This window comes from Streptomyces sp. NPDC058470 (genome assembly GCF_042721055.1).
In the GTDB taxonomy this organism is placed as follows: domain Bacteria; phylum Actinomycetota; class Actinomycetes; order Streptomycetales; family Streptomycetaceae; genus Streptomyces.
Map to the genome: position 1 here is coordinate 127956 of NZ_JBHXMF010000010.1, position 24551 is coordinate 152506.

Sequence of the window (24551 nt, forward strand, 5' to 3'; positions counted from 1 at the left end):
CGCTCTCCAGTCCGGTCATCGTGCGTCTTCGCACGTAGCGGCGGCGCGACCGTACCAAAACGTCCCCTCGCCGTAACGACGGGCCCTGATCGCGTCGAAACCGACCGGCCACCCGAATTCGCCGCCTCTGGTGCTGCGCTCCACGGTGACGAGGGCTTCGGCCGCGAGCCAGCCCCCCGTCCGGAGTGTGAGCAGAATCTCGCGAAGATCGTCGTCCGAGACGGCGTACGGGGGGTCGAGGAAGACGAGGTCGTACGGGTCCGACGGCGCCGGCGTCTGGACGATCTGTTCCGCTTTGCCCGGCCTGACCTCGGCGCCGGGGAGGCCCAGTGCCTTCACGTTCTCGCGGATGACGCGGGCCGCGCGGGCGTCGGCCTCGACGAGCAGGGCGTGTCCGGCACCGCGGCTGAGCGCCTCCAGGCCGACGGCGCCCGACCCGGCGTACAGGTCGAGGACGCGCTCGCCCGCCAGAGGGCCGCCGAGCAGGGACTGCCAGGTGGAGAAGAGGCCCTCGCGCGCCCGGTCGGAGGTGGGCCGGGTGCGGGTGCCCGGCGGGACGGCCAGACGGCGTCCGCCGGCCCGGCCGGCGATCACGCGGGTCATGAGGGTCCTTTGCGCTGGTGAGGAAGGCGGCGGGTTCTGCAAGGCGGCGGGCGGGTCTGTCGGCTCCCAGTCTCTCAGCCGCTGTCCGCGCACCGCCTCTCAGCCTCCGCGCTTTCCTGCTCCGGCGCTGCCGGCGTCCACCCTTCCCTTCGCTGTGCGCCTCTGCCCTTCCCAGGTCTCTCGGCCTCCGCCCTTTCCTGCCCTGCCAGCCCCCCGCTCTTTCCAGACGTCTCAGCCGCGGACCTTCCCTGCTCCCTCAGCCCCCGCCCTTCCCTTCCCTGCCAGCCCCCGCCCTTCCCCGTGCTCTCACCCCTTGTCCAGGTACTGCTCCCGCTCCTCGTCCAGGAGCGCCTGCAGGGCCGTACGCAGGCCGGGGAGGCCGGCGAGCTCCGGGTCGGCGGCGACGACCGCGGCGGCCTCCTCGCGGGCCTCGGCGATGATCTCCTCGTCCTCGATGACGGCCAGCATGCGCAGCGAGGAGCGGACACCGGACTGGGCCTGGCCGAGGACGTCGCCCTCGCGGCGCTGTTCGAGGTCGATGCGGGAGAGCTCGAAACCGTCGAGGGTGGACGCCACCGCGTTCAGCCGCTGGCGGGCCGGGCTCGCCTCCGGCATCTCGGTGACCAGGAGGCACAGGCCGGGGGCCGAACCACGGCCGACGCGGCCGCGCAGCTGGTGGAGCTGCGATACGCCGAACCGGTCGGCGTCCATGATCACCATCGCGGTGGCGTTCGGCACGTTCACCCCGACCTCGATCACGGTCGTCGCGACCAGGACGTCGGTCTCGCCGGCGGCGAAGCGGCGCATGACGGCGTCCTTGTCGTCGGGCTGCATCCTGCCGTGCAGGACTTCGACCTTGAGCCCCTGGAGAGGGCCGTTGGCGAGGTGGTCGGCGATGTCCAGGACGGCGAGCGGCGGACGCTTCTCGGCATCGGCATCGGATGACTTCTTCTTGTTCTTGGCCTTGCTCGGGTCGTCCTCGTCGTCGCCGATGCGGGGGCAGACGACGTACGCCTGATGGCCGTTCTCCACTTCCTCGCGCACGCGCTCCCACGCGCGCGCCAGGAAGTGCGGCTTGTCGGCAGCGGGGACGACATGGCTGGCGATCGGCGAGCGCCCGGCGGGGAGTTGGTCGAGGACCGAGGTCTCCAGGTCACCGAAGACGGTCATCGCGACGGTGCGCGGGATGGGCGTGGCGGTCATGACGAGCAGGTGCGGGGGCTGCTTGCCCTTGCCGCGCAGGGCGTCGCGCTGCTCCACACCGAAACGGTGCTGCTCGTCGACCACGACCAGGCCCAGGTCGTGGAACTGCACCTTGTCCTCGATCAGCGCATGCGTGCCGATGACGATCCCGGCCTCACCGGTGACGAGGTCAAGGAGCGCCTGCCGCCGGCCGGCGGCCCCCATGGACCCGGTGAGCAGCACGATCTTCGTGGAGTGCTCGGCCCCTGAGAGCATCCCGCCCTCGGCCAGCTCCCCCATCATCTCCGTGATCGAACGGTGGTGCTGCTGGGCGAGCACCTCGGTGGGCGCGAGCATCGCGGCCTGCCCGCCCGCGTCGACGACGGTGAGCATGGCGCGCAGGGCCACCATCGTGTTGTGGGTCACCGTGAAGTTGTCAGTGACGTAAGCATGGCTCGGGTGGGCGACGCTGATGCACTGGACCGGTTTACGACCCACGTACTCCACAGCCCGAATGCCTCGTCGGAACGTGTTGTATTTCGGGCGCGGGCACACTCGTTCTGCCTTGCGGGACAGCCTGAAGGGCGCGTACTCGTCCGGGAGTGCCACCGACACATCGAACGCGGCCCTCCTGGGCAGCACTCGCGCCCGGCCACCCAGCGAACGCACAAGCCACGCGACATCCTCAGCGAGCCTGAGCGAAGCCGAGCAGAACGAGACACTCATCCCGTCCGCGTGGACTGTGCCGTCGGTGTCCATGAGCCCCTGGAGGAGAGCGAGTCGGTTCTTGATCGACGTGTTCTTGAAGTCTTCGGGAATGAACTTGTTGTGGGATGTCCTACCCCACAGGTCCAGGGCCCGCAGAGCCTTGATGACAGGATTCCGCACACCGCCGGAGCGCTGCGTCAGCTGGATCGTGTAGTCACAGCGGGAACCGGTCACCGGTACCAGTCGGCAGTCCGGTGCGACAGCACTCGCCGCAGCGTCATGGATCTCGTCATCGACCGTGGACAGACGCAGATCGTGTCGGAACGAACCGTCACCCAGCAGCAACCCGAAGAGGTAAGGATCGAGTCGCAGCCCTGTGTCCCCTCCCAGGTCGACCGGCGTTGCTGCCGGGATGTACCACTTCGACGATCCGTTCGCCTTGAACGTGTCGAGACGAATCTCCCGAGCGGTCATCACCTTGGGTGTCTGCCCGCGATCCCATCCGCAGCTCGTACCAACGATCCAGAGGTGCTCGTCGTCACACTCCACGGAACTGCCGTCGGAGAGAACAATGCGCCAGACATCACGCTCTCCTTGGGGGAAGACCCCATCGATCAGGGCAATTTCTGCGTTGGGCACGACAACTTCGTCGCCCTTCTGCAGGTCCCCCATCCGGCGAAAGCCCATGGGCGTCAGCACCAGCGAATCAAGTGGTTGAGCCTTCCCGGAACCCACTTCTCCCTGAAGCAGTCGGTGCATCGGATGCTCGGTCGCGAGGTCGTCGAAGATCTCCTTGGAGACCTTCTGCTGGCCTTCGGTGAGGGTGAAGGGGAGCTTGGCGTCGAAGGCGGTGAGGAGGCCGGCCGGCTTGGGCTCGCGGGCCACGGCGGGGAGTTGGGCGTCGGCGTACCGGCGGCGGGCCAGGGCGACCTGGAGGACGAAGGCCTCGTCCCACTTGAGGCGGGCGCGGGCGCCGTCGACGTCCGCCCTGGTGTGCGGGCGGTGGATCTTCAGGAGTGCCTCGGGGAGGGCGAGGAGACCGCGGCCGTCCCTCAGTGAGTCCGGGAGCGGGTCGACGGCCTCCTGCGCGTTCGGCAGGACCGTCTGCACGGACTTGGCGATCTTCCAGGACTCCAGCTTGGCGGTGGCCGGGTAGATCGGGATGAGGGCCCCGGCCCAGGAGCCGACGGTCTCGGTCGCCTCGTCGTCGTCGCCGCTCAGCAGCTCGTACGCCGGGTGGGCCAGCTGGAGGCGGTGGTTGAAGACGGAGACCTTGCCGGAGAACATGGCGCGCGTGCCGGGCAGGAGGTCCTTGTGGGGCTTGTGCACGCCGTGGCCGAAGAAGACCAGCTGGAGGCGGCCGCTGCCGTCCGTGATGGTCACTTCGAGGCGCTGGCCTTTCCCGCGCGGGGCCTTCGCCGAGGCGAAGGAGTGCAGTCGGGCGTCGGCGACCTGGGCGACCACTGTCACGTGCTCGTCCATGGGCAGGTCGGCGAGGTGGGTGAGCTGACCGCGCTCCTCGTATCTGCGGGGATAGTGGTGCAGCAGGTCGCCCACGGTGTGCAGGCCGAGATGCTCGGCCATCACCTTCGCGGTGGCGGGGCCGAGCGCCTTCTTCAGTGGTTCTTCGAGCACGGACACGAGATCCATTGCACACCACCGCACTGACATCGCCGTATACGTCCTGGAAATCCGCTGGTCAGGCGGGTCGTTCCGGGCCTAGGATGACCCGCTCCGGCCCTCTTCGCGGTCACCGTCCTGCGGGACCGCCCGACCCCGCGCCGTCGCCCGTCCCCCCACCGGCGCTGCGACGATGGACTCCCAGACCTCACAGCCCTCCCAGGCATCCCAGCCACCTCATACCTTCCAGGTCGACCTGCGTGGTTTGGTGGACCTCCTCTCCCATCACCTCTACTCCAGTCCCAAGGTCTATCTGCGCGAGTTGCTGCAGAACGCCGTGGACGCGATCACCGCCCGGCGTGCCGAACAGCCGGAGGCTCCGGCCACCGTGCGCCTGTACGCCGAGGGCGGCACGCTGCGCGTGGAGGACTCCGGGATCGGCCTCACCGAAGCCGATGTGCACAATCTGCTGGCGACCATCGGCCGCAGCTCCAAGCGCAACGACGGTCTGGAATCGGCGCGTTCCGACTTCCTGGGCCAGTTCGGCATCGGGTTGCTGGCGTGTTTCGTGGTCGCCGAGCGGATCCGGGTCGTCAGCCGAAGCGCGCGTACGCCCGAGGCGGCGCCCGTGGAGTGGACGGCGGCCGACGACGGCTCGTACACCGTGCGCACCCTGCCGCACGAGGCCCGCACCGAACCGGGCACCACCGTGCACCTGGTGGCGCGCGCCGGGGCGGGCGAGTGGCTCACGGAGGAGAAGGTCCGCTCGCTGGCGCGGGACTTCGGCGCGCTGCTGCCGTACGACGTTCGCGTGGGCGACGAGGCGATCACGGACCTCCCGGCGCCCTGGGACCGCCCCTACACGAGCCCCGCGACCCGAAGGGTGGCCCTGGCGCGGCACTGCCACGACCTGTTCGGGTTCACGCCGTTGGACTCGATCGACCTGAATGTGCCCGTCGCCGGCATCCGGGGCGTCGCGTACGTCCTGCCGTCCTCGGTCAGCCCGGCCCAGCGTGCGAGCCATCGTGTGCACCTGAAGGGCATGCTGCTCACCGAGCGGGCCGAACAATTGCTGCCCGACTGGGCGTTCTTCGTGCGCTGCGTCCTGGACACGGACAGTCTGCGGCCCACCGCGTCGCGCGAGTCGCTGTACGAGGACGAGACTCTCGCCGCCGTACGCGAGGCGCTGGGCGAGCGGATCCGGTCCTGGCTGACCGGGCTCGCGGCCGGCGACCCGGAGCGGCTGGCAGCCTTCCTCTCGGTTCACCACCTGGGCGTGAAGTCCCTGGCCCGGCACGACACCGAGATGCTGCGCACGATGCTGCCGTGGCTGCCCTTCGAGACGACCGACGGGCGGCTCTCCCTGGAGGAGTTCGCCCAGCGGCACCCGGTGATCCACTTCACGCGGACCGTGGAGGAGTACCGGCAGGTCGCGCCGATCGCCTCCGCACAGGGCATCGGAGTCGTCAACGGGGGCTACACGTACGACAGCGAACTGGTCGAGGCACTGCCGTCGGTACGCCCCGGAACGGTCGTCTCGGAGCTGGACGCCGACACCGTGACGGCGCACCTGGACTCGGTCGACCCGGCGGAGGAGCTGGCACTGTCGGCCTTCCTGGGGGCCGCGCGGGCCAGACTCGACCCCCTGGGCTGCGATGTGGTGCTGCGCGCCTTCCACCCGCTCTCGGTCCCGGCGCTGCATCTGGACGACCGGGCGGCCCGCCACGAACAGGCCCGCGCGGAGGCCGAGAACCAGGCCGACGACCTGTGGGCGGGCATCCTCGGCTCGCTGCGGGGCAGCGCTCCACGCGCGCGTCTGGTGCTCAACCACCTCAACCCCCTGATCCGCAGGATCAGTTCGCTCAAGGACCCGGAGCTGATCGGCACCGCCACGGAGTCCCTCTACGGGCAGGCCCTGCTGATGGCCCAGCGCCCACTGCGGCCGGCGGACTCGGCGCTCCTGAACCGCGCGTTCATCGGCCTTCTCGAGTGGGCCACACACACCAACTCCGGGGAGGACGGCCACCGATGAGCGGGATCGACCCCATCACGGACTTCGACTCTCTCCGCCAGGCGATGGCGGACAACTTCGAACAGCCGGAGGGCCCCGCCCGCAACGCGCGCGCGGAGCTCTTGCTGGCCGAGGCGGAGAAGCTCGGCATCCCCCTCGCGGTGATCGAGGCACTCGCGCACCAGCTGAAGGTCTACAACTACAGCTCCGAGAAGGACAAGATGTTCGTCCCCTTCGCGCGCCTGCTGCGCATGTGGGACGAACGCCCCGAGGACTTCGACGAGTACGAGGTCCACTCGCTGCACTGGGTCTTCAAGTGGTTGTCGGCCGGAATGCTGGACCAGCCGCACATTCCGCTCGCCTCCATAGAGAAGTGGCTCGGCGAGATGGAGTACCGCTACCGGCTGGCCGGGCACTCCGAACGGGCCGTGCGCAGCGCCGAGTTCAGCGTGTCCGCCCACCTGGGAGACCTGGAGCGCGCCGAGCGGGCGTACGACGCCTGGCTGGCCGCCGACCGGGACACCATGGCCGACTGCCACGCGTGCGAACTGCACGGCCAGGGATGGTGGCAGGCGCTGCGCGGCTCCGACGCGGAGGCGGTGGAGCTGTGGGGCCCGGTCCTGGAGGGCGAGTACTCGTGCGCCCACGAGCCGCACACCGTCCTCGCGTCCTCCCTGGTCCCCCTGCTGCGCCTGGGGCGGGTCGACGAGGCGCGCGCCCACCATCTGCGGGGCTTCCGGCTCGTCCGCGCCATGGAGAGCATGCGTGGCGCGTACGCGGACCATGTGGAGTTCTGCGCCCTCTCCGGCAACGAGGCGCGCGCCCTGGAGCTGCTCGCCGAGCGCCCCGCGTACTTCACGGACTCCGGGGACCCGCGCAGCAAGCTGAACTTCATGGCGGTGGTGGCCCTCCTGATGGACCGCCTGACCTCCCTCGGGCTCGGCGACCAGTCGGTCCCCGGGCCGGTCGGCCGCGCCTGGACGGCGAGCGACCTCGCCGCCCACGCGCGCGGGGAGGCACTTTCGCTTGCGGCGCGCTTCGACACGCGCAACGGCACGTCGTACGTCAGCACGCGTGCCCGCGCACGTATGAACCAGCCGACGCTCGTCGACCGCCTGCCTCTTGGCGTGCGCTCCACGCGCCCCGCACCCACGGTGCACGCACCCCGTCCGCCCGTCGGCACGGAACCTGCCGCCGAGCCCGAGCTGCCCGCGCTGCTCAGCGAGGCCCGCCGCCTGTCGGACTCCCGGAACCCGGACGCCGTCGAGGCCTGGGCAGCTGTCTCGCGTGCCGCCGAGGGGCACGAGCTGGACGTCCGCGACCGCGCGGAGATCGCCGACCACGCGGCGATGGAGCGCGGCCCCGAGGGCATCGAACTCTTCCACCGCGCGGCAGAGCTCTACGCCGAGGCCGACGACCCCGGCGAGGCCCTCGCCGCCCGCGCCCGCGCCGCCTACGTACTCGCCCTGACCGGCGGCACCGAGGAGGCCCTGGCGGCCGTATCGGAGCTGTACGACGGGGTGCTCGCGCTCTTCACGGAGGGCGGCACGGGGGCGTCTCAAACCGCGTCCGTGCTGGTGGGGCGGGCGCGGATCCTGATGCATCGGCTGGACAGCGACGTGGGCGTCGCCCTCCGGCCAGAGGCTGCAGAAACGGCGGCCCGGGAGTTGCTGGCCCTTGCCGAGCCGCACGTCGAGGACGTGCGGCTGGCGTCACGGGCCGCGGAGGCGCAGGCGATGCTCGGGGAGCTCGCCGCGCGTGCGGAGGACGCCGAGAAGGCCGCGGAGCTGCTCGGCCGGGCCGTCGAGACGTACGTGTCGGCCGGGCTGCCGTGGTTCGCCGTGGAGCACGAGGCACGGCTCGCCGGGATCGCTCTGCACCGGGGCGACATGGAAGCGGCGGAGCGGGCGGCACGCGCGGCACTGGAGCACGGCGGGCCCCACCTGGAGGCGCCGGGCCATGCTCAGCTGCACCTTCAGCTCGCCGAAATCCTCGGCGGCACCGGGCAGTTCGGGCCCGCCGCCGACCACGCCCTGGAGGCCGCGCACTGGGCCGACGAAGCGGGCCAGAGTGCCACGCTCGGTGCCTGGGCCCGGCATCAGCTCGGCGGTTTCCTGGTCCGCCAGGGGCGGTGGGCCGAGGCCGCCGAGATACTGGAGTCGGCGCTGCCCGATCTGACCACCGACATGCACGGCGACGGTGCGATCGTGCAGACCCAGTGGTGGCTCGGCGACTGTCTCACCGAACTCGGCGACCACCGCGAGGCCGCCGACCGCTGGTTGCAGGCCGCCGACATCGCCCGCCACTGGCCCGAGCAGCGCGACCACGCGATGCTCGCCCATCTCGCCGCCGAGGCCCTCGGGAACGCCGGGCTGCACGCCCAGGCGGACCAGGCGTACGCGCGCGCCGGCGAACTCTGGCGCGATCTCGGAAACGTCCACGGGCTGGTCCGCTCGCTGCGGGCCCGCGCCTGGGCGGCCGTCCATACGGACGTGGGGCTCGACGGGGCGCGGGAGTTGATGGCGGCGGCGGTGCGGGAGTGCGAGGACGCGATCCGGGACTCACCGGGCGACTCCGCATCAGCCGCGGAAGTGGACCGGGGCGAGAGCGAGGACGCGCGTCTCCGTCTCGTCGCCGAACTCGGGCACACCCACCGTCAGTTCGGTGACCTGGTGGCGCGTTCCGTGCCGGACGACGCGGAGGAGGCTTCGGTGAGGCCCTCCTTCGAGGAGGCCCTGGGCCACCTCACCCAAGCGATCTCCGTGTTCGCTTCCCTCGGGGACGAGCTCCTCGACGTACGCACCGCCGCCGAACTCGGCGCCGGCCGGCTGGAGGCAGACCTTCGCCGGCCCACCGCGGCTGCGGCACGCGCGCGTGCGGTGCTCGCCGCGTACGCGGGGCTGGACGGCGACACCGCGGAGGCGCGGTGTGCGGAGGCGGAGAACCTGCTGAAGCTGATGGAGACGAATTCGGAGGGCTGACCCCATCCTTCTGTGGCTACGGCCCGTGTCAGCCCGTCCGGCGTTTGAGGACGAGCGCGTTCAGCGCGATACGGGGGTCTGGGGGCGAAGCCCCCAGGTACGGGACGGGTAGGGGCGGGGGGGGAGAATAAATCCCACCCACCCCCACCGGCCTACTCCACCCCGATCAACAACAACGCCCCCTGCCGCCCACCCCGGTACACCACCGTGTCCACCGCCAAATACCCTTCCCGTACCCGGGATTCAAGGCGATTCGCGATGGTCTCGGGCGCCTCGTCGCCAAGGACGAGGGTGACCATTTCGCCGCCGGCGGAGAGCATGCGGTCCAGGACGGCTTCGGCCGTGAGGGCGATGTCGGAGCCGATGACGGCGACATCGCCGTCGATGAGGCCGAGGACGTCGCCGGCCTGGCAGATCCCGGCCATCGTCCAGGACTGCCGCTCGGCGACGGCGACCTCGGCGTAGCGGGTGGCGCCGGCCGCGGAGGTCATGGCGACAACGTCCTCGTCGAAACGGCGTTCCGGCTCGTGGACGGCGAGCGCGGCGATGCCCTGGACCGCGGAGCGGGTCGGGATCAGCGCGACGCGAACACCGCCCGCGCGCGCCTGCTCCGCGGCCGCGGCCGCGGTGTGGCGCAGTTCGGCGTCGTTGGGCAGAAGCACCACTTCGCGCGCGTGGGCACGCCGTACGGCCTCGACGAGTTCTCCGCTCGCGGGCGGCTCCCCCGGCCGCGCGAGCACGGTGGTCGCCCCGGCCTCCGCGTACAGACCGGCCAGTCCCTCCCCGGGCACGACAGCCACTACGGCACGCTGTGCGCGCTCCCGGGGCGGCCTCCCCGGGCCACCGGTGTGGACGTCCCCGAGTCCGAAGTGGGTGATCCTGATCCGGTACGGCCGTCCGGCCTCGACGCCCGCTTCTACGGCGGCACCCGCGTCGTCCACGTGCACATGGACGTTCCACAGCCCGTCCCCGCCGACGACGACGAGCGAGTTGCCCAGCCGGTCGAGCCGCTTCCGCAACCGGGCCACGGCCCCGTCCTCCGCCTCCAAGAGGTAGATCACCTCGAAGGCGGGGCCACCTTCTTCCGGTACCGCGTCCGCGCACACATCGGGGTGCACTCCCCCGATGCCGACACCGACGATGTCGACGTAGGCGTCGGGGTCGGCGTCGGCGTCGGCGTCGGTCGAAGTACCCGCCACGCGCGCGTGGACCTCCGCCTCTCCGGCGAACGCCCTCGGCCTCTCCCCCGTGAACGTCTCGACCAGCGCCGCCAGCACCGCCACCAGCCCCCGTCCGCCCGCGTCGACGACGCCTGCGCGTCCCAGGACGGCCAGTTGCCCGGGCGTCGCGGCAAGGGCTGCCCGCGCTCCCTCGTACGCCGCGCGCGCGACCGTGCCGCAGTCCCCCTCGGCGCCGGTGGCCGCGTCGGCGGCGGCCGAGGCGACCGTGAGGACCGTGCCCTCGACAGGGTGGGCGACGGCCTGGCGGGCGGAGTCGGCGGCCTGTCGAAGGGCCAGCCGCAGGCCCGGTCCGTCGGTGTGAGCGGTTTCGCTGTCGGCGGCGAGCACCTGGGCCATGCCGCGAAACAGCTGCGCGAGGATCGTCCCGGAGTTACCCCGGGCGCCTATCAGCGCGCCGTGCGCCATCGCCCGTACCGCGTCCGCGAGCGTCGGCCTGCCCCCGCCGGCCTCGCGCCCCCCGCCGACGTCGTACCCCGCACCGACCTCGTGCCCGGCGAAGACCGCCTCGACCGCCGCGGTCGCCGATTCCAGCGTCAGATACAGGTTGGTGCCGGTGTCCCCGTCGGCCACCGGGTAGACGTTGATCGCGTCTATCTCCTCGCGGGCCCGCCCCAGCGCCTCCAGCGAGAGACCGCACCAGGTGCGCACCGCGAGAGCATCGAACGTCTGCGGCACCTGCGGCACCTGCGCCTCCTTGAGCTGCTGGACGTGGACGCAGCGTAGACCCAGAAGGGGTTACTGTCGGTAGGGGGTCTACGCAGGGCCGGGGCGTGGCCCTGAGCAGCCATGGTAGTTTCGTTGTCTGGACGCAGTCGTTGTATGCTGCTCCGGTTGCCCGATCCGATCGGGCCTTCCTCCTGGCACCGCCACTCAGATCCTAGATCTTGATCCCGGCATGCCGGGATCCACCGTAAGTGCATCTGAAGTTTTTGGAGTGAGCCCGTGGCTGCCAACTGCGACGTCTGCGGCAAGGGGCCGGGCTTCGGCAACAGCATCTCCCACTCGCACCGCCGTACGCCCCGTCGCTGGAATCCCAACATCCAGCGCGTTCGTACCGTGGTGGGCGGGACGCCGAAGCGCGTGAACGCTTGCACCTCGTGCATCAAGGCCGGCAAGGTCACGCGCTGACAACCGCTAGCGCGCGGCCACTGCTGGTTCGCTTGCACTGAGCCGGTCCACCTCACGGTGGGCCGGTTTTTTGCTGCGCCCCGGTAAGGCGACACAGCACACGTAAACGCTTACGTAAGCGTTTACGCGTCGCATCCAAGCACCCATCTACCCGCCGGCCCTGAACCGCCACCCATGATCCACCGGCCCGATCCCGCCCCCCAGCGCGAACCCGGCTGCGATCGCCCCGGTGACGTATTCCTTGGCAGCCGCGACGGCCTCCGGCACGGTCTGCCCCTTCGCCAGCCCGCAGGCGATGGCCGAGGCGAGCGTGCAGCCCGTGCCGTGCGTGTGCCGGTTGTCGTAACGGCGGGCGCGCAGCCAGTGCTCCTCGGATCCGTCCGTCAGCAGATCGACGGCGTCTCCGGGCAGATGGCCGCCCTTGATCAGCACCCACTTCGGCCCGTACGCCAGCACAGCCGCCGCCGCTTCGCGCAACTGCGCCTCGGACTCGACCAGCACACCCGTCAATTGGGCGACCTCGTCGAGATTCGGCGTCGCCACCACAGCGACCGGCAGCAGCTTCGTACGGACCGAATCCAGCGCGGAAGCGGCCAGCAGGGAGTCGCCGTGCTTGGAGACGCCGACCGGGTCGACGACAGCCGGCGCGTCCGTGCCGGCGAGCAAGTCGGCGACGGCCTCGACGAGTTCGGCGGAGGCGAGCATGCCGGTCTTGACCGCCTGGACGCCGATGTCGTCGACAACGCTGCGGTACTGGGCACGCACGGCCTCCACCGGCAGCTCCCAAGCGCCTTGCACGCCGAGGGAGTTCTGCGCGGTGACAGCCGTGATCACGCTCATGCCGTGCACGCCGAGCGCGAGCATCGTCTTCAGGTCGGCCTGGATCCCGGCTCCGCCACCGGAGTCGGAACCCGCGACCGTCAGCACCCGCGGCGGGGCGCTCACGACTCGATCTCTCCGAAGTGGTCCCAGCCGCCCTTGCTCGTCCAGGGCGCGCCGTCGACCGTGACCTGCGGCAGGGCGGACGGGTTGAGGACCTCGCCGATGATCTTCCAGCGGGCCGGCAGTTTCACATCCGGCGGGAAGGTGGCGACGATCGCATGGTCCTCGCCGCCGGTGAGCACCCACTGGATGGGGTCGACGCCGACGGCCTGCCCGATGTCGTTCATCTGGGTCGGGATGTCGATGGCGCCGGAACGGATGTCGATGCGCACCTTGCTCGCCTCGGCGATGTGCCCGAGGTCGGCGATCAGCCCGTCACTGACGTCCGTCATCGAGGTGGCGCCGAGCCCGGCCGCCGCGGGACCGGCGTGATACGGCGGCTCCGGACGCCGGTGCGCCTCCACGAAGGCGCGCGGCGAGCGGAATCCCCGGGAGAGCACCGCGAACCCGGCCGCCGACCAGCCCAGCCAGCCCGTCACGGCGACCACGTCACCGGGCTGGGCCCCGCCCCGGGTCACCGGCTCTTGGTTGCGCAGATCGCCGAGCGCGGTGATCGAGACCATGATGGTGTCGCCGCGTACGACATCGCCGCCGACCACCGAGGCACCCGCGACCTGGCACTCGTCGCGCAGCCCGTCCATCAGCTCGGACGGCCAGGTGGCCGGGAGTTCGGCCGGCACGACCAGGCCGAGCAGCAGCGCGGTCGGTACGGCGCCCATCGCGGCGATGTCCGCGAGGTTCTGCGCGGCGGCCTTGCGCCCCACGTCGTACGCCGTCGACCAGTCACGGCGGAAGTGCCGCCCCTCCAGGAGGATGTCGGTGCTCGCCACGACCCTGCGGTCGGGCGCGGCCACCACCGCGGCGTCGTCGCCGGGGCCGACCCGGACCGCCGGGGTGGTGGTGAGACGCGAGGTGAGCTCCTTGATGAGCCCGAACTCCCCCAACTCGCCCACGGTGCCCTTCATAGTCGCATTGCCCCTTCTCTTCCTGTCTACGCCACGGTACGTCTCGTGCGAACCGTGGCGCGTACCGCTTGCTCCGCGGCACGCGAACCGTCCTCGGTGCGGTCGCGTGCCGTCTCCGTACTCGGTACGGTCGAATCGGCCGTCAACTTGTGCAGTCTGTGCACCCCGGCGCGCAAGCCCCAGTCACCGCGGGTCTCCCCGCGGCGAGCGGCGACGCGATACCGTGGCGTTCCTTTTCCCCACATGATCCTCGTGGCCGCCCTGGAGGTTCCGTGGTACAGGCGTACATCCTGATCCAGACGGAGGTCGGCAAAGCGTCGACCGTCGCCGAGACGATCAGCAAGATCCCGGGAGTGATCCAGGCCGAGGACGTGACAGGACCGTACGACGTGATCGTGCGCGCCCAGGCCGACACAGTCGACGACCTCGGCCGCATGGTGGTCGCCAAAGTCCAGCAAGTGGACGGCATCACCCGCACCCTGACCTGCCCGGTCGTACACCTCTAGCCCCCGTCTAACCTTGGCCGATGAGCTTCTTCCGTCACCGGCACGCCGCTGCCTTCGGGCTGCCCGTTCTCGCTCTGCTGATGGCCGCCACGGGCTGCACCTCGGCAGACGACGACGCCTCGACCGTGGTTCCCAGCCCGGACGCGAAAGTCACGAAGCTGTGCGAGAACCTGGACAAGGAGCTGCCGGAGAAAGTCACCGACCTCGACCGGAACGATCCCGAGCCCCGGTCCGCGCTGACCGCGGGCTGGGGAAGCCCGGCGATCATACTGCGCTGCGGTGTCGAACGGCCCGCCAAGATGAACGACCCGAACGCCGACGACGCCGAAGTGAACGGGGTCGGCTGGCTGGTCGAGAAGCAGGACGACGGGTCGTACGTCTTCACCACGAGCCTGCGCACGGCATACGTCGAGGTGAGGCTCCCCAAGGAGCGGGCCGACCTGGGCGCGGGACCGCTCACGGCCTTCGCCGAGCCCGTCAAGAAGGCGATCCCCGAAGGGATCGCCGACTGACGTACAGGGGTCCCAGGAGGGCTCTCAGCGAAGCCCGGTGGAACGGCTCAGCGCCGCCTGCACCAGGCGGTCCACCAGCTCCGGGTAGCTCACGCCGCTCGCCTCCCACATCTTCGGGTACATCGAGATGGGCGTGAAACCCGGCATGGTGTTGATCTCGTTGATCACGAACTCGCCGTCCTCGGTGAGGAAGAAGTCCGCTCGCACAAGACCCTCGCAGGAAGCCGCCTCGAACGCCTCGACCGCCAGCCGCTGGACCTCCGCGGTCTGCTCGGGCGTCAACGGGGCCGGTACCAGGCCGGGCGTCGAGTCGATGTACTTCGCCTCGAAGTCGTAGTAGGCGTGCGCCTGCACGGGCGGGATCTCGGCGGGCACGCTGGCGCGCGGTCCGTCCTCGAACTCCAGGACCCCGCACTCGATCTCGCGGCCACGCAGCAGCGCCTCCACGATGATCTTCGGGTCGTGGCGCTGCGCCTCCGCGATCGCCTCGTCGAGGCCCTCGAAGGAGTCGACCTTGGTGATGCCGATCGAGGACCCCGCGCGCGCGGGCTTGATGAACAGCGGCCAGCCGTGCTCGCCCGCGAAGCCGGCGATGCGCTCGCGGGCCCCCTGCTCGTCGCGGGTCCACTCGCGCGGACGGATCACCAGATACGGGCCGACGGGCAGCCCGAACGAGGTGAACACCCGCTTCATGTACTCCTTGTCCTGGCCGACGGCCGAGGCGAGCACACCGGCACCGACATACGGGACTCCGGAGAGCTCCAGGAGACCCTGCAGCGTGCCGTCCTCGCCGTAGGGGCCGTGCAGCACGGGGAAGACGACGTCCACATCGCCAAGGGCCTTGGGGACGGAACCCGGTTCGCTGTAGACGACTTCACGGTTGGCCGGGTCGACGGAGAGGATCACGCCGCCCTCGGTGGACTCGGCAAGTCGGTCCACGCTCGGCTGCTGCCGGTCGACGATCGCCATCCGGTCCGGCTCGTCGGCGGTGAGCGCCCAACGGCCGTCCTGGGTGATGCCGATCGGCAGGACGTCGTACTTCGTCCGGTCGATCGCCCGCAGGACCGCACCGGCCGTGACCACGGAGATCCCGTGTTCGGAGCTGCGGCCACCGAAGACGACGGCCACGCGCGGCTTGCGAGGCGGCTGCTCAGGGCTCTGGGGGAGGTTCTCAGTGCTCATATCGCGTTGAGCGTACCCGCTGGTACCCGCCTCAGTCAGCGCCTGTTGACCCTGTCGCTCAGCGTCGTTCCGCCTTGGCGCTGCGCGACATCATCTCCTTGAGGGCGACGACGGGCGGCTTGCCCTCGTGGACGATGCCGACGACCGTTTCCGTGATGGGCATGTCGACATCGTGCCTGCGCGCAAGATCCAGCACCGACTCACAGGACTTGACGCCCTCGGCGGTCTGCCTGGTGATCGCGATGGTCTCCTGGAGGGTCATGCCCTTGCCGAGGTTGATGCCGAAGGTGTGGTTGCGCGACAGCGGCGAGGAGCAGGTGGCCACCAGGTCGCCCAGGCCCGCGAGTCCGGCGAACGTCATCGGGTCGGCGCCCATCGCGAGACCGAGGCGCGAGGTCTCCGCGAGCCCGCGCGTGATGAGCGAGCCCTTGGCGTTGTCGCCGAGTCCCATGCCGTCCGCGATGCCGACGGCGAGACCGATCACGTTCTTGACGGCGCCGCCGAGTTCGCAGCCCACCACGTCGGTGTTGGTGTACGGGCGGAAGTACGGCGTGTGGCAGGCGGCCTGGAGACGCTGGGCGACCTCTTCGGAGCGGCAGGCGACCACGGCGGCCGCCGGCATCCGCGCGGCGATCTCCCGTGCGAGGTTGGGTCCGGTGACCACGGCGATGCGGTCCGGGCCGACCTTGGCGACGTCCTCGATCACCTCGCTCATCCGCATGGTGGAGCCGAGTTCGACGCCCTTCATGAGCGAGACGAGGACGGTGTCGGGCGCGAGCAGCGGCGCCCACTGCGCGAGGTTCCCGCGCAGTGTCTGCGAGGGAATGGCGAGCACCGTGAAGTCGGCCTCGTGCGCGGCCTCGGCGGCGTCCGCGGTGGCCCGCAGGTTCACCGGGAGTTCGACGCCCGGCAGGTAGTCCGGGTTCGTACGCGTGGAGTTGACCGCTTCGGCGAGGTCGGCGCGGCGTGCCCACAGGGTGACGTCGCATCCCGCGTCGGCGAGCACCATGCCGAAGGCCGTACCCCACGATCCGGTTCCGAAGACAGCCGCCTTGACCGGCTTGCTCACGTGCCCTGCCCCTCTTCCTGCTGTGCTTCGTGCCGCGCCTGCGCCTGGTGCAGGGCCTGCGCGTTCTCCTGGAGGTCCTGCTCCTGCGCGGCGATCTGCCGGGCGGCCCTTTCCTGGGCCGCGGTCCGCCGCCGCTGCTCGATCCGCTCCTGGCGCGGGTCGTAGGCCGCCCGGGGTGCCTTCTCCCCGCGGATGTGCTCCAGCTGCAAGGTGATGGCCGCCATGATGGCCTCGGTCGCCTCCTTGAGGACGTCCGGGGACATCTCCTTGTCGTAGAAGCGCGAAAGGTCCACCGGGGGGCCGGCGAGGACGTGGTGGGTCTTGCGCGGAAGTACGTGGAGCTTCTTGGCGTACGGCGGCAGGAGTTCGTTCGCGCCCCACTGGGCGACCGGAATCACCGGGCACTTGGTCTGCAGGGCGACGCGGGCGGCACCCGTCTTGCCCGTCATCGGCCACTGGCCGGGATCGCGGGTGATGGTGCCCTCGGGATAGAACGCGACGCACTCGCCGCGCTCAACGGCGTCGATCGCGGCGCGGAAAGCACTCAGCGCGTCCGTGGTCTCGCGGTACACCGGGATCTGTCCGGTGCCGCGCATCGCGGCGCCCACGAACCCCTTCCTGAAAAGACTGCTCTTCGCCAGGAATCGCGGAACCCGCCCGGTGTTGTACTGATAGTGCCCGTACATGAACGGGTCCACATGCGAATTGTGGTTCACCGCGGTGATAAATCCACCCTCGGCCGGAATGTTCTCGATCCCGCGCCAGTCCCGCTTGATCAGAACCACCAGCGGCGGTTTGCAGAGGACCGCTGCAAAGCGGTACCAGAAGCCGATTCTGCGGCGGGGCACGCGAACACCTTCCTCCAAGGCCTGGGGAGCCGCACAAGTGTCGCCCCAGGCCGCCTGTCTGTCGAGAACACCGTACGCCCCGGCGTACGGACCGCCAGGGCACCCGGGTCACAATGGGCGCGACAAGGGAGAGACGGGGCGCTCGTGCAATGGATCCTGGTGATACCGCTCAAACCTCTGGCACGGGCCAAGAGCAGGCTGGCGGACACTGCCGACGAAGGCCTGCGCCCCGGGCTCGCCCTCGCCTTCGCACAGGACACCGTGGCAGCGGCGCTGGCCTGCGCCGCGGTCCGCGATGTGGCGGTAGTCACGGATGACACCCTGGCCGGGCGGGAACTTGCCGCGCTGGGCGCCCACATCGTCACGGGCGAGCCGGCCGGCGGCCTCAACGCCGCCCTGGCACACGGCAGCTCCGCCGTACGCTCCCGAACTCCGGAAAGCGCCGTGGCTGCCCTGAACGCCGATCTGCCCGCCCTGCGGCCGCAGGAATTGGCCCGGGTACTCGAAGCCGCCGCCGAATTTCCCCGCGCTTTTCTCCCCGATGCGGCCGCAATCGGTACCACTCTGCTGGCCGCGGCCCCGGGCCGGGAATTGCTCCCGACTTTCGGCACCGATTCCCGCGCCCGCCATCGGGCCTCGGGCGCCATGGAACTCCGCCTCAACGGCGTGGATTCCGTACGTCAGGACGTGGACACAGGCGACGATCTGCGAGCCGCACTGGCACTTGGCGTCGGCCCACGCACCGCGGCAATGGCCGCCCACCTGCTCATCCCCGGCCAACCGGGCGGCTGACAACCGGGGCCGGCCGGACGCCAACCCCCTGCGGCCCCGTCCCTGGATAGGCTTGCGCCATGCAGGCGACCGCGTACACGTACGACCCCGAAACCCGTAGCGGCCAGGTGCTGCTCGACGACGGCACCCCGGTGCCCTTCGACGGCCCGGCGTTCGACGCGGGCGGGCTGCGGCTGCTGCGTCCCGGTCAGCGCGTGCGAGTCGAGACCGAGGGGGACGGCGAGGGACGGCGGATCACGCTGATCACCCTGCAGACCTTCTAGGGCCTGTCCGGCCGATCATGCCGCAGACGCGGGGTTCATAAGGCGCCGCCGATTTCCTGCGACTTGATCGGCCGGACAGGCCCTAGGCGCCCCGAGCAGACCCGGACACGCCGCGGGCCGGGCTCCCATGGGGAGCCCGGCCCGGCGCGTGAGTTGCCTCCGTGCCCTCGCTACGAGCGGGCGGTGGCCTTCTTGGCGGTGGTCTTGCGCGCCGCCGACTTCTTGGCGGGGGCCTTCTTGGCCGTCGCCTTCTTCGCCGGGGCCTTCTTGGCCGTCGCCTTCTTGGCGGTGGTCTTCTTGGCCGCGACCTTCTTGGCGGTCGCCGTGGTCTTCTTGGCGGTCGCCTTCTTGGCCGTGGTCTTCTTGGCGGCGGCCGTGGTCTTCTTCGCGACCGCCTTCTTCGCGGTGGCCGTGGTCTTCTTGGCCGTCGCCCTCTTGGCGGTGGTGGCCCTCTTGGCCGCGGCCTTCTTCACCGTGGCCGAAGCGCCGCCGGAGAGGCTGCCCTTCGGGGCCTTCTTGACTGCGACGTCGTTCTTCGGGAGCTTCTTCGAGCCGCTCACCAGGTCCTTGAAGCCCTGGCCCGCGCGGAAGCGCGGTACAGAGGTCTTCTTGACCCGAACGCGCTCCCCGGTCTGCGGGTTGCGGGCGTAGCGGGCCGGACGGTCAACCTTCTCGAAGGAACCGAAGCCGGTGACCGAGACCCGGTCCCCGCCGACAACCGCGCGGACGATGGCGTCCAGTACGGCGTCGACCGCGTCGGCGGCCTGCTGACGGCCGCCGACCTTGTCGGCAATCGCTTCTACGAGCTGCGCCTTGTTCACGTCTTCCCCTTCGGAGACATTGCCCGAACGAATGCGTTCAAGCTTTTTCGCACGTTAGGCAGATATATACCGCAAATCAAACACGAAACGGGCTAATCACCCTTGTGCCGCAACGAACTCGGACTGTCGTGGAGTAACTCAGCGTTCCTCTTCGAGGAATCGACCCTCGTCGAGGTCGGCGGTGAACCGCTCCAGACGCCTTGTCGCATCGGCGAGATCGTGCTTGGCCGCGGCCGTAATGACCAGCAGCTTCCGGGTCAGCGCCATCCGTACGCCCTCCGGGACTTGCAGTGCACGCACTCTTGTGTGCGCTTCCTTGAGTTGGGCCGCGACTGCCACATAGAGCTCGAGTTGGCCGTCGTGTCCCATGCACAGATTGTGCCATCTGGGGCGAGTTGTCGCCTGCTCAGGGGGTAACTGCCGTCCCCGGAGGGGTTCCTGAGCACCTCGGCGGCACCCCGCACCATGGGTCGTCTACCCCGGCAACGGCCTTTGTAACTAGGGGAGTTGAGCCCTTCAGGCAAGGCATCCGAAGGCCGTCCGGAGACAGACACAGCTGTACCCCCAACCGTCCACGATTGGGGGTACAGAGGGGTGTTGCGGTGGCTGAAATCAGACCCGGGTCGGCAGTGAATCAGACCGGGTCAGCGGTGAATCGGCCTATGGGCCGACCGTGAATCCGGCCCGCGTGTCAGACCTGGACCGTCTTCGGCTTGTGCGAGGGCCGCTTGGCCTCGTACGCGGAGATGTCGCCCTCGTTCTGGAGGGTGATGGAGATGTCGTCCAGGCCGTTCAGCAGCCGCCAGCGGGCGTTCTCGTCCAGCTCGAAGGAGGCGGTGATGCCCTCGGCGCGCACCTCGCGGGCCTCCAGGTCGACCGTCACCTCGGCCTCGGGGTCGTTCTCCGTGAGCTCCTGCAGCGCGTTCACGATTTTCTGCTCCAGAACCACTGTGAGCAGGCCGTTCTTGAGCGAGTTGCCACGGAAGATGTCGGCGAAACGCGAGGAGATGACGGCCTTGAAGCCGTAGTTCTGCAGCGCCCAGACGGCGTGCTCGCGCGAGGAACCCGTACCGAAGTCGGGACCGGCGACCAGTACCGTGGCGCCCACCCGCTCGGGCTGGTTGAGGATGAAGGACGGGTCCTTGCGCCAGGCCTCGAAGAGCCCGTCCTCAAAACCGTCCCTGGTCACCTTCTTGAGCCAGTGAGCAGGGATGATCTGGTCCGTGTCGACGTTGCTGCGGCGCAGCGGGACGGCCCGGCCGGTGTGCGTGGTGAATGCTTCCATGACTTCTCAGACTCCAGCGGGCGTACGGGCGTCGGACAGGTCGGCCGGGGAGGCCAGGTGGCCCAGCACGGCGGTGGCGGCGGCGACCTGCGGCGAGACCAGGTGCGTACGGCCGCCCTTGCCCTGCCTGCCCTCGAAGTTGCGGTTGGAGGTGGACGCGGAGCGCTCACCGGGGGCCAGCTGGTCGGGGTTCATGCCCAGACACATCGAGCAGCCCGCGTGCCGCCATTCGGCGCCGGCCTCCTTGAAGACCACGTCCAGACCCTCGGACACGGCCTGCAGACCGACCCGCGCGGAGCCGGGGACCACCAGCATCCTTACGCCGTCGGCGACTTTGCGGCCCTCGACGAGCGCGGCGGCCGCACGCAGGTCCTCGATACGGCCGTTGGTGCAGGAACCTACGAAGACGGTGTCGACCTTGATGTCGCGCAGCGGCTGTCCGGCGGTCAACCCCATGTATTCCAGGGCCTTTTCGGCGGCCAGGCGCTCCGAAGCGTCTTCGTACGAAGCAGGATCGGGGACGGACGCCGAAAGCGGCGCTCCCTGGCCGGGGTTGGTGCCCCAGGTGACGAACGGCGCGAGGGGGGCCGCGTCGATGACGACCTCCTCGTCGAATTCCGCGTCCTCGTCCGTCTTCAGCGTCTTCCAGTACGCGACGGCGGCGTCCCACTCCTCGCCCTCGGGCGCGTGGGCGCGGCCCTTGAGATAGGCGAAGGTGGTCTCGTCGGGAGCGATCATGCCCGCGCGGGCGCCGGCCTCGATCGACATGTTGCAGATGGTCATGCGGGCTTCCATCGAGAGCTTCTCGATGGCGGAGCCGCGGTATTCCAGGATGTAACCCTGGCCGCCGCCCGTGCCGATCTTCGTGATGATCGCCAGGATCAGGTCCTTGGCCGTGACGTCGTCGGGCAGTTCGCCGTCGACGGTGATGGCCATGGTCTTGGGGCGCGCCAGCGGCAGCGTCTGGGTGGCCAGCACGTGCTCGACCTGCGAGGTGCCGATACCGAAGGCCAGCGCGCCGAACGCGCCGTGCGTGGAGGTGTGCGAGTCGCCGCAGACCACGGTGGTGCCCGGCTGGGTCAGGCCCAGCTGCGGTCCCACCACATGGACGACGCCCTGCTCGACGTCACCGAGCGAGTGCAGGCGCACCCCGAACTCGGCGGCGTTCTTCCGCAGCGTCTCCAGCTGGATCCGGGAGACCGGGTCCGCGATGGGCTTGTCGATGTCGAGGGTCGGGGTGTTGTGATCCTCGGTGGCGATGGTGAGGTCGAGGCGGCGCACGGGTCGCCCGGCCTGGCGGAGGCCGTCGAAGGCCTGCGGGCTGGTCACCTCGTGCAGCAGGTGCAGATCGATGAAGAGGAGGTCGGGCTCGCCCTCGGCGCGCCGGACGACATGGTCGTCCCAGACCTTCTCCGCGAGTGTCCTACCCATCGCTTTCCCTCCGGCCGGCCTGTGTGGCGCCGGCCCAACTAGAGATTTCCGGTGCGGCGACGCTCGTATCCCTCGTATCGGACGTCTTCCGCCGGGCCCGTTGGTCCGCGGGCCACATGCCTACAAGGGTGGCGCGTTCCATGGAAAATTGAACTTGCGTTTCACAGAGTGAGACGCGAGTATCGTTTCATGGACAACAGTAGCGGCGTCGGCGTTCTGGACAAGGCAGCCCTTGTCCTGAGCGCTCTGGAGTCCGGTCCGGCCACCCTTGCGGGGCTGGTCGCGGCGACCGGACTGGCACGACCCACGGCACATCGCCTGGCCGTGGCACTCGAACACCACCGCATGGTGGCGCGTGACATGCAGGGCCGTTTCATTCTCGGCCCCCGCCTCGCCGAGCTGGCCGCGGCCGCCGGCGAGGACCGTCTCCTCGCGACGGCGGGCCCGGTGCTCACGCATCTGCGGGACCTCACCGGCGAGAGCGCGCAGCTCTACCGCCGCCAGGGCGACATGCGCATCTGCGTCGCCGCGGCCGAGCGCCTCTCCGGCCTCAGGGACACGGTCCCGGTCGGCTCCACGCTCACCATGAAGGCGGGCTCCTCGGCCCAGATCCTGATGGCCTGGGAGGAGCCGGAGCGCCTGCACCGGGGCCTGCAGGGCGCCCGCTTCACCGCGACGGCCCTCTCCGGCGTACGACGCCGGGGCTGGGCCCAGTCGATCGGTGAGCGCGAGCCGGGCGTCGCGTCCGTCTCCGCTCCCGTCCGCGGCCCCTCGAACCGCGTGGTCGCCGCCGTCTCGGTCTCGGGACCGATCGAGCGCCTGACCCGCCACCCCGGCCGGATGCACGCCCAGGCCGTCATCGACGCCGCGGGCCGCCTCTCCGAAGCCCTGCGCCGCACCGGCTGACCCACACCCGCACCCCGGGAAAGGGCCGGCCTCAACGCCGCGGCAGGCCCGCCCCGGGGACGGACGACAGTCGACGCGCGAGCCATGCGTACGGGGTATACAGAGCCCCCACCCTCTCCCCTCCCCTCCCCTCCCTTCAGCGATGCGCCAGCCTCTCCGCGGCGCTGCGACCGCGGTCCTCGATGGGCAGCACACCGGTGGCCGCCGCCAGCCCGAAGGGCGGCATGTCCAGGTAGATCGACTCGTACGACCCCTTGGGCGCGATATAGGTCTCGTGCCAGATCCCCACATGCCCGCGCACCTTTCCGGCGCGCTCCTTGCGGTTGAGGATCGCCCACACCCTGTGGTGGAACATGTCGGGCGCCGCCGCGTACGCGTAGAGCTTCTCCCTGGACTCCCAGTACTGGACGACGTAGTACGTCCGCGGCGAGGCGGTGAGCAGGATGTGGCCGAGCAGGCCGCGGCTGCTGTCCCTGCCCAGCTCTCGCAGCATGCGCAGCATGGCCAGGAACGCCGGCACCCACTGGTGCACCGCCCAGAAGTGGTTGACGCGCATCCCGATCAGCAGCACGACCACGTCTCCCTCGGCAGCAGCGGTGGTACGGCCCCTGTTGGGCTTGGCGAACATGGCGGCCCCCTTGTTGGACCGGTCCCGTTGGACCGACCCTGTTGGATAACGACACTATCCAAGTGCGCGATGATTGGATAGTGCCTATATCCAAGGAAGGGTGCAAGCGGTGCGACTGACGGAACTGAGCGAGCGCAGCGGTGTGTCCATCGCGACGATCAAGTACTACCTGCGCGAGGGGCTGTTGGCACCGGGCCGCCGGATCGGCGCGACCACCGCCGAGTACGGCGAGGACCATCTGCGCCGACTGCGCCTGGTGCGTGCGCTGATCCAGGAGGGCCGGGTCCCGGTGGCGACGGCCCGGGAGGTCCTCGGGCACATCGACAACGACTCCCTGGGCCGTACCATCCGCCTCGGCGCGGCCCTGTGGGCGCTGCCGCAGGAGCCCGAGCCGGACGAGGACGACCCGGCGGTGCGGGCCGCGCGCCGCGAGGTGGACCGCGTACTGGAAGCACTGGGCTGGGAAACCGCACGGGAGTTGAGCACCCTCTCCCCCCTCCACCGTTCGCTGGTGGTGGCGGTGGCCACGCTCATCCGGCTCGGCTATCCCGTGGATGCCGAACTCATGGAGCCGTACGCCGAGTTGATGCACCGCGCGGCCGTGCGGGACCTGGACTCCATGGAGACGTACCCGTCCGAGAAGGAACAGGTGGAGGCGGCGGTCGTGGGGGCGGTTCTCTTCGAGCCGGTGCTCAAGGCCCTGCACCGGCTGGCCCAGGAGGAGGAGTCGGCGCGACGGTACGGCATCGAGTGAGCGGGCGTGCGGCGTCACGGCGTGCGGACGTACGACGTTCGGCGTGCGGGCGTACGGCGTCACGGCGGCCGGGAACGCCGATGGCCCCCCACCGAAGTGGGGGGCCATCGAATTGCGTACCCCCGACCGGATTCGAACCGGCGCTACTGCCGTGAGAGGGCAGCGTGCTAGGC

Annotated in this window: 22 protein-coding genes; 9 read left to right on the forward strand and 13 right to left on the reverse strand. The window is 70.2% G+C overall.

The window, feature by feature from the left end:
- Positions 1-15: 15 nt before the first annotated feature.
- On the reverse strand, positions 16-603 hold the full coding sequence (gene rsmD, locus ACFWP7_RS10175; RefSeq protein ID WP_384378965.1) for a 16S rRNA (guanine(966)-N(2))-methyltransferase RsmD: 588 nt from the start codon (positions 601-603) through the stop codon (positions 16-18).
- Positions 604-909: 306 nt separating this feature from the next.
- Positions 910-4143: a helicase-related protein gene (locus tag ACFWP7_RS10180; RefSeq protein ID WP_384378968.1), complete on the reverse strand. Its 3234-nt coding sequence runs from the start codon at positions 4141-4143 to the stop codon at positions 910-912.
- A 163-nt stretch (positions 4144-4306) separates the two neighbouring features.
- Between ACFWP7_RS10180 and ACFWP7_RS10185 the strand changes: the two genes are divergently transcribed.
- Both ACFWP7_RS10185 and ACFWP7_RS10190 read left to right on the forward strand, forming a co-directional pair.
- Entirely contained in the window at positions 4307-6145 is a 1839-nt protein-coding gene (locus ACFWP7_RS10185) for an HSP90 family protein (RefSeq protein ID WP_384378971.1), read from the forward strand.
- Positions 6142-9105: a tetratricopeptide repeat protein gene (locus tag ACFWP7_RS10190; RefSeq protein ID WP_384378974.1), complete on the forward strand. Its 2964-nt coding sequence runs from the start codon at positions 6142-6144 to the stop codon at positions 9103-9105. The genes ACFWP7_RS10185 and ACFWP7_RS10190 overlap by 4 nt, the downstream gene beginning before the upstream one ends.
- Before the next feature lie 152 nt (positions 9106-9257).
- Here ACFWP7_RS10190 and ACFWP7_RS10195 read toward each other — a convergent pair whose 3' ends face one another.
- Complete coding sequence (locus tag ACFWP7_RS10195) at positions 9258-11030, reverse strand: DAK2 domain-containing protein (RefSeq protein WP_384378977.1); 1773 nt, start codon at positions 11028-11030, stop codon at positions 9258-9260.
- Between the two features lie 258 nt (positions 11031-11288).
- On the opposite strand from ACFWP7_RS10195, the gene rpmB reads away from it, so the two are divergent.
- Positions 11289-11474: a 50S ribosomal protein L28 gene (rpmB, locus tag ACFWP7_RS10200; RefSeq protein WP_266474652.1), complete on the forward strand. Its 186-nt coding sequence runs from the start codon at positions 11289-11291 to the stop codon at positions 11472-11474.
- Between the two features lie 147 nt (positions 11475-11621).
- Here rpmB and thiD read toward each other — a convergent pair whose 3' ends face one another.
- Both thiD and ACFWP7_RS10210 read right to left on the reverse strand, forming a co-directional pair.
- Entirely contained in the window at positions 11622-12419 is a 798-nt protein-coding gene (gene thiD / locus ACFWP7_RS10205) for a bifunctional hydroxymethylpyrimidine kinase/phosphomethylpyrimidine kinase (protein ID WP_384378980.1), read from the reverse strand.
- A complete protein-coding gene (locus ACFWP7_RS10210; RefSeq protein ID WP_384378984.1) occupies positions 12416-13381 on the reverse strand; it encodes a thiamine-phosphate kinase in 966 nt (321 codons plus the stop codon). The genes thiD and ACFWP7_RS10210 overlap by 4 nt, the downstream gene beginning before the upstream one ends.
- Positions 13382-13653: 272 nt before the next feature.
- Between ACFWP7_RS10210 and ACFWP7_RS10215 the strand changes: the two genes are divergently transcribed.
- The gene (locus ACFWP7_RS10215) at positions 13654-13887 is read left to right on the forward strand and encodes an Lrp/AsnC family transcriptional regulator (protein WP_003997603.1); all 234 of its coding nucleotides are present in this window, start codon (positions 13654-13656) and stop codon (positions 13885-13887) included.
- Between the two features lie 20 nt (positions 13888-13907).
- Positions 13908-14399 (forward strand): DUF3515 domain-containing protein, encoded by a 492-nt coding sequence (locus ACFWP7_RS10220; protein ID WP_384378987.1) that lies wholly within the window; start codon positions 13908-13910, stop codon positions 14397-14399.
- Positions 14400-14423: 24 nt separating this feature from the next.
- Here ACFWP7_RS10220 and ACFWP7_RS10225 read toward each other — a convergent pair whose 3' ends face one another.
- The 3 genes from ACFWP7_RS10225 to ACFWP7_RS10235 are packed head-to-tail and all read right to left on the reverse strand — an operon-like array spanning position 14424 to position 17498.
- Positions 14424-15581 (reverse strand): D-alanine--D-alanine ligase family protein, encoded by a 1158-nt coding sequence (locus ACFWP7_RS10225; RefSeq protein WP_384378990.1) that lies wholly within the window; start codon positions 15579-15581, stop codon positions 14424-14426.
- A 58-nt stretch (positions 15582-15639) separates the two neighbouring features.
- Positions 15640-16650 carry an NAD(P)H-dependent glycerol-3-phosphate dehydrogenase gene (locus tag ACFWP7_RS10230; protein WP_384378993.1) on the reverse strand — a complete coding sequence of 337 codons (1011 nt, stop codon included), beginning with the start codon at positions 16648-16650 and terminating at the stop codon, positions 15640-15642.
- Entirely contained in the window at positions 16647-17498 is an 852-nt protein-coding gene (locus ACFWP7_RS10235) for a lysophospholipid acyltransferase family protein (protein ID WP_384378996.1), read from the reverse strand. The genes ACFWP7_RS10230 and ACFWP7_RS10235 overlap by 4 nt, the downstream gene beginning before the upstream one ends.
- 144 nt (positions 17499-17642) lie before the next feature.
- On the opposite strand from ACFWP7_RS10235, the gene cofC reads away from it, so the two are divergent.
- Both cofC and ACFWP7_RS10245 read left to right on the forward strand, forming a co-directional pair.
- Positions 17643-18290 carry a 2-phospho-L-lactate guanylyltransferase gene (gene cofC, locus ACFWP7_RS10240; RefSeq protein ID WP_384378999.1) on the forward strand — a complete coding sequence of 216 codons (648 nt, stop codon included), beginning with the start codon at positions 17643-17645 and terminating at the stop codon, positions 18288-18290.
- Positions 18291-18349: 59 nt separating this feature from the next.
- On the forward strand, positions 18350-18553 hold the full coding sequence (locus ACFWP7_RS10245; RefSeq protein ID WP_384379002.1) for a hypothetical protein: 204 nt from the start codon (positions 18350-18352) through the stop codon (positions 18551-18553).
- A gap of 170 nt (positions 18554-18723) precedes the next feature.
- Here ACFWP7_RS10245 and ACFWP7_RS10250 read toward each other — a convergent pair whose 3' ends face one another.
- The 4 genes from ACFWP7_RS10250 to leuC form a co-directional block, all read right to left on the reverse strand.
- Positions 18724-19374 carry an HU family DNA-binding protein gene (locus ACFWP7_RS10250; RefSeq protein WP_384379005.1) on the reverse strand — a complete coding sequence of 217 codons (651 nt, stop codon included), beginning with the start codon at positions 19372-19374 and terminating at the stop codon, positions 18724-18726.
- 138 nt (positions 19375-19512) lie between these two features.
- Entirely contained in the window at positions 19513-19743 is a 231-nt protein-coding gene (locus tag ACFWP7_RS10255) for a hypothetical protein (protein WP_384379008.1), read from the reverse strand.
- 322 nt (positions 19744-20065) lie between these two features.
- Positions 20066-20659, reverse strand: a complete 594-nt coding sequence (gene leuD / locus ACFWP7_RS10260) for a 3-isopropylmalate dehydratase small subunit (RefSeq protein ID WP_384379011.1) — start codon at positions 20657-20659, stop codon at positions 20066-20068.
- Positions 20660-20665: 6 nt separating this feature from the next.
- Entirely contained in the window at positions 20666-22090 is a 1425-nt protein-coding gene (leuC, locus tag ACFWP7_RS10265; protein ID WP_384379014.1) for a 3-isopropylmalate dehydratase large subunit, read from the reverse strand.
- Positions 22091-22279: 189 nt separating this feature from the next.
- Between leuC and ndgR the strand changes: the two genes are divergently transcribed.
- Positions 22280-22996 (forward strand): IclR family transcriptional regulator NdgR, encoded by a 717-nt coding sequence (ndgR, locus tag ACFWP7_RS10270; protein ID WP_006383662.1) that lies wholly within the window; start codon positions 22280-22282, stop codon positions 22994-22996.
- Between the two features lie 136 nt (positions 22997-23132).
- Here the strand turns inward: ndgR and ACFWP7_RS10275 are convergent, their stop codons facing one another.
- The gene (locus ACFWP7_RS10275; RefSeq protein WP_384379018.1) at positions 23133-23624 is read right to left on the reverse strand and encodes a DUF4188 domain-containing protein; all 492 of its coding nucleotides are present in this window, start codon (positions 23622-23624) and stop codon (positions 23133-23135) included.
- 109 nt (positions 23625-23733) lie between these two features.
- Between ACFWP7_RS10275 and ACFWP7_RS10280 the strand changes: the two genes are divergently transcribed.
- A complete protein-coding gene (locus tag ACFWP7_RS10280; protein WP_384379021.1) occupies positions 23734-24378 on the forward strand; it encodes a MerR family transcriptional regulator in 645 nt (214 codons plus the stop codon).
- The last annotated feature ends 173 nt before the right edge of the window (positions 24379-24551 follow it).

What these genes read in the sequence shown, in the direction of transcription:
- rsmD (WP_384378965.1), bottom strand. Translation starts at nt 603, where the DNA reads ATGACCCGCGTGATCGCCGGCCGGGCCGGCGGACGCCGTCTGGCCGTC.
- ACFWP7_RS10180 (WP_384378968.1), bottom strand. Translation starts at nt 4,143, where the DNA reads ATGGATCTCGTGTCCGTGCTCGAAGAACCACTGAAGAAGGCGCTCGGC.
- ACFWP7_RS10185 (WP_384378971.1), top strand. Translation starts at nt 4,307, where the DNA reads ATGGACTCCCAGACCTCACAGCCCTCCCAGGCATCCCAGCCACCTCAT.
- ACFWP7_RS10190 (WP_384378974.1), top strand. Translation starts at nt 6,142, where the DNA reads ATGAGCGGGATCGACCCCATCACGGACTTCGACTCTCTCCGCCAGGCG.
- ACFWP7_RS10210 (WP_384378984.1), bottom strand. Translation starts at nt 13,381, where the DNA reads ATGAAGGGCACCGTGGGCGAGTTGGGGGAGTTCGGGCTCATCAAGGAG.
- ACFWP7_RS10220 (WP_384378987.1), top strand. Translation starts at nt 13,908, where the DNA reads ATGAGCTTCTTCCGTCACCGGCACGCCGCTGCCTTCGGGCTGCCCGTT.
- ACFWP7_RS10225 (WP_384378990.1), bottom strand. Translation starts at nt 15,581, where the DNA reads ATGAGCACTGAGAACCTCCCCCAGAGCCCTGAGCAGCCGCCTCGCAAG.
- ACFWP7_RS10245 (WP_384379002.1), top strand. Translation starts at nt 18,350, where the DNA reads ATGCAGGCGACCGCGTACACGTACGACCCCGAAACCCGTAGCGGCCAG.
- ACFWP7_RS10255 (WP_384379008.1), bottom strand. Translation starts at nt 19,743, where the DNA reads ATGGGACACGACGGCCAACTCGAGCTCTATGTGGCAGTCGCGGCCCAA.
- leuD (WP_384379011.1), bottom strand. Translation starts at nt 20,659, where the DNA reads ATGGAAGCATTCACCACGCACACCGGCCGGGCCGTCCCGCTGCGCCGC.
- leuC (WP_384379014.1), bottom strand. Translation starts at nt 22,090, where the DNA reads ATGGGTAGGACACTCGCGGAGAAGGTCTGGGACGACCATGTCGTCCGG.
- ndgR (WP_006383662.1), top strand. Translation starts at nt 22,280, where the DNA reads ATGGACAACAGTAGCGGCGTCGGCGTTCTGGACAAGGCAGCCCTTGTC.
- ACFWP7_RS10275 (WP_384379018.1), bottom strand. Translation starts at nt 23,624, where the DNA reads ATGTTCGCCAAGCCCAACAGGGGCCGTACCACCGCTGCTGCCGAGGGA.